The organism is Nostoc sp. CHAB 5715, assembly GCF_020829685.1.
Lineage (GTDB): Bacteria > Cyanobacteriota > Cyanobacteriia > Cyanobacteriales > Nostocaceae > Nostoc.
Genome location: NZ_JAIVFR010000808.1, coordinates 1 through 3528, shown reverse-complemented (window position 1 = coordinate 3528; position 3528 = coordinate 1). Strand labels below are relative to the sequence as shown.

Below are 3528 nucleotides of genomic sequence, written 5' to 3'. Positions count from 1 at the left end.
GTAGAGCATTAAAATCGCAGTTTTATAGAAAGGCTCAAAAACTTAAAACCCAGTCACAGCAATAAATCTAGCCTATCTTTAGGTTTTATTTATTATTCTGTTCCATAAAATGAACTGAAGAACCAAATAAATTATCCAATTTACTCAGATAATATTTTTCTTTCTCCCCCAGCAAGAACTGCTTCCTGCCCCCCTGCCTACACCGCGATAGGATATTTTTTTAGTTGAAAGTCCCTAAGTAAATTTCCTGTTTACCCAGAAAGCGATCGCACTACAATAATCCAGCATCGGCGGTGGAAGGCTATGAGTTAAATCCGTCGGTATTTACGCAGGGACGATTTCTAAAACTTCAAAATCTTTTCATTCAAAATATTTTTTAGCCCTCAAAGATTAAAACTTCTAACGATTAGTTATTTACACGTTTGACATTAGAAAATATAGCTTCAATAATGTTATTACATAAAAAAATTGATTTTTGCCAAATTTCCTCAGAGCAAAAGCCTGATCCGGCTACCTCTCAGTCAGCTTGGCTTTGAAAAATCAAATGAAAACGCTATATAACCTGATATAAATAAGGTTGCATTATGCTTTTCTCGAATTCAAAAACCAGAAAAACCAGTTTAAAAAATCGCAAAAAAAATCATAAAATATCCATAAGTTTTTGGACACCTACTAAAATTGTGCTGATCAGTGGACATTTAATCGTTCTACCGACTTGTACATTGATAATTTTATCGCTATTATTGCCCTTATTCACTGCTAGCTTATCCGCTTCCATTGGAACCTTGCACCACTCTACATCGATTCCTTGGATAGATAATGCATCTGAATGTGAACAGACTGGGAGAAACTGGCACGATCGCAAGTGTTGGGATAATGAACACGATCCTACGTTCTAAATGGACATTGCATTAAAAGGTATGCAAATCATCAAAATAATTGCCTAAGAAAGACAAAACAGGTTAACAGCCTTGGAATTAGATCAAAATGGATATGTAGCCTGTTGTTTGTCGAACCTTGAATCAACCTAACTTCGTGCGAAATCTGCAAGAAACTCACTTAAATCGTGCCCGCGCCAGTCTCAGACAAGCGCTGTCTTGGTATGGATATCTTCGTAAGTCAGGACAGTTGTCATCCAACCCGGAATTAGCAGGTTTGTTGAAACCAGAATTGGAAGCTTTGAATTCCACACTCAACAAGCTGGATTCTAACGTCATTAGAATTGCTGCCTTTGGTTTGGTGAGTCGGGGTAAATCGGCAGTTTTGAATGCCTTACTGGGAGAGAAGATTCTGCAAACTGGGCCCTTGAACGGTGTCACTCAATGGCCCCGTTCTGTCCGTTGGCAGCCCGGTGGTAAGGTACTAGTAGAGTTAATTGATACCCCCGGATTAGATGAAATTGAGGGTGAGTCACGGGCAGACGTGGCGCGAGAAGTAGTGCAACAGGCTGATTTGATTTTGTTTGTCGTGTCTGGTGATATCACACGCACTGAGTATCAAGCACTGCTGGAATTACGTCAAGCACAAAAACCCCTGATTTTAGTATTTAACAAAATAGACCTTTATCCAGATACAGACCAGGGAGCGATTTACCAAAATTTGCAACAACTGGGTGCAGGACATTTTGAAGCGAAACCTCTACTACCAGATGAAATTGTCATGGTGGCGGCGGAACCAGCGCCAATGGAAGTGCGGGTTGAGTGGCCTGATGGACGTGTCAGTTATGAATGGGAGACGCCACCACCGCAAGTAGACGAACTCAAAGAGACAATTCTGAACATTCTCAATCGAGAAGGGCGATCGCTTCTGGCTTTAAATGCACTGATCCAAGCACGGGATGCAGAAGCCGCGATCGCTCAAAAAAGCATCGACTTACGCGAACAAGAAGCTGAAGATATCATTTGGCAATTTACCAAATACAAAGCTTTGGCAGTAATGCTCAATCCCATCGCCTTCTTAGATATCCTTGGCGGAACTGTTGCCGATTTGGCTTTAATTCGCGCCCTAGCCAGATTGTATGGTTTGCCGATGACTAGCTACGAAGCCGGGAAAATTTTAAAAACGATTCTATTTAGTTCTGGTGGTTTGCTGCTGGGAGAATTAGGCAGCAGTTTGCTTTTGGGTTTGGGTAAAAGTACGGCTGCAATAACCAGTGGTGACAATCCCAGCAATATTACTGCCTTTGCTGGCAGTGCGATCGCTCAAGCTGGTATCGCCGGTTATGGTGCATACTCCGTTGGCAAAGCTGCTCAGGTGTATCTCGAAAAAGGCTGCACTTGGGGACAGTTGGGCGCTAGCAGCGTCATTCAAGAAATTCTCTCTCAAGTTGACCAAAATACAATTCTGTATCGTCTGCGACAAGAATTAGGCATAAAGTATTGAGATTTTTGAGTTGTGTTCTGAAAAGTTTCTCTTGACTCAAATTAATCAGGAGGTAAAATATTTAACTTTGAAAAAACGAGACAAGTCTTACCCCAATTCACACAGAAGAATAAGCACGGTGAAATTTACAGGTTGATGGTCGCTCAGAAAAACTTAATGTAAAAACTACCGTATCAAGTTCGCTGACACGGCAGTTATAAAATAGTCGAAATTGTGAGCCTAGACTATGCCTTTAGCTTTGTCTTGCTGCTTAGATTTTTTGCCTAAGACTATAAAAGCACTAGCCGTCAATGAACCCAATATGATTGAGGGTTCGGGAACAGAAGTAGGTTCCAAAACAGGTGTCAAAAGAAAAGCATGAACAGGATAATTACGTTCAGGGTCTTGAATAGTACCAGTACCCACAATTTGCCCAGAGTTGTTGATCCCATCTGCGCTTCCAAGAAGCCAACCAGAATTAGCAGGAATGAGATCGTTTAAATTACTCATTTTACCGTCACTATAGAAGAAGGGAGAGCCTGCATTACCAACTATTTGCCCAAAATCATTAATATCAGTAGCCTCACTGTTTGGCCCCCCAAGTGTGCCTAAGTCTTGCAGTGTTCCACCACTGTAGAGGAAGGCGTGGCTAACATTACAAGGGCATTCTTTTGGATCGTCGGGTTCAAAAGTTGCTCCAGTGTCTGCGCTACCAACGACCTGTCCTAAGTTATTGATAGCAAAAGCTATACCTTCCTTACCCCCAAGTGTGCCTAAGTCCTGTAATCCTCCACTCCTACTGTATAGGAAAGGGTGATTTTGTCCTGGCTGAAATTGTGTAGAGCCAACTATTTGTCCTGAGTCGTTAATATCCCTTGCAGAGCTTGATCCCCCAAGGGTGGTCAGGTCTTGCAGTGTTCCACTCCCACTATAGAAAAAGGCGTGGAATTCTCCTTCCTTCTGAATCGCTATTAACTACACAGGAAGCCGCAACCCTGTTAAATGTCTCCAGACCACACCTGGTTAAACTGCTTGAAAGTGGGGTAATACCTTTTCAAAAAGTAGGCACACATCGCAGGGTCTTTCTTGAAGATGTAAATGCATATGAAATCCAGCTAAAACAAAAGAGGAAAAGTAATTTACAGTTTTTGGCAGATCAGGCTCAGG

General features: G+C 41.9%; 4 protein-coding genes. 2 read left to right on the top strand and 2 right to left on the bottom strand.

What is annotated here, in order from left to right; genetic code table 11:
- Nucleotides 1–640: 640 nt before the first annotated feature.
- Entirely contained in the window at nt 641–778 is a 138-nt protein-coding gene (locus LC574_RS31665; protein ID WP_229457526.1) for a hypothetical protein, read from the bottom strand.
- Nucleotides 779–1035: 257 nt separating this feature from the next.
- On the opposite strand from LC574_RS31665, the gene LC574_RS31660 reads away from it, so the two are divergent.
- On the top strand, nt 1036–2382 hold the full coding sequence (locus LC574_RS31660) for a GTP-binding protein (RefSeq protein WP_229457528.1): 1347 nt from the start codon (nt 1036–1038) through the stop codon (nt 2380–2382).
- 219 nt (nt 2383–2601) lie between these two features.
- Here LC574_RS31660 and LC574_RS31655 read toward each other — a convergent pair whose 3' ends face one another.
- Complete coding sequence (locus tag LC574_RS31655) at nt 2602–3213, bottom strand: DUF3466 family protein (RefSeq protein ID WP_368736760.1); 612 nt, start codon at nt 3211–3213, stop codon at nt 2602–2604.
- 23 nt (nt 3214–3236) lie between these two features.
- On the opposite strand from LC574_RS31655, the gene LC574_RS31650 reads away from it, so the two are divergent.
- Nucleotides 3237–3528 (top strand): helix-turn-helix domain-containing protein (locus LC574_RS31650; protein ID WP_229457525.1); only part of this gene is annotated, 292 nt, incomplete at its 3' end.